Origin of the sequence: Pseudomonas sp. 65/3-MNA-CIBAN-0223, from assembly GCF_040310425.1 — a bacterium.
Lineage (GTDB): Bacteria > Pseudomonadota > Gammaproteobacteria > Pseudomonadales > Pseudomonadaceae > Aquipseudomonas > Aquipseudomonas gregormendelii.
In genome coordinates this window covers 1-241 of sequence record NZ_JBEOPV010000318.1, presented here as the reverse complement: position 1 = coordinate 241, position 241 = coordinate 1, and the positions used below count along the sequence as shown (strand labels likewise).

Annotated in this window: 1 pseudogene; it reads left to right on the top strand. The window is 66.8% G+C overall.

The features are described 5' to 3' along the window. A pseudogene (locus tag AAEZ09_RS29045) lies at positions 1-182 on the top strand (ABC transporter permease); the annotation flags it as partial. Between the last annotated feature and the right edge of the window lie 59 nt (positions 183-241).

The following is a 241-nucleotide window of genomic DNA, read 5'->3' as shown; positions in this document are numbered from 1 at the left end:
GCTCGACCGCGATGGCGGGCGCCGTCGGCGCGGGCGGGCTCGGCGATCTCGCGATCCGCTACGGCTATCAACGTTTCGACACCACCGTCATGGCGACCGTGATCGTGATCCTGATCGCGCTCGTCTCGGCCGTGCAAATCACGGGCGACCGCCTGGTCCGACGCGTGACCCGGCGCACCTGAGCGACGCCACGAGCGTCCGCTCGCTTCATTCCTGATCCTGAGAGAAGACAACCTATGAC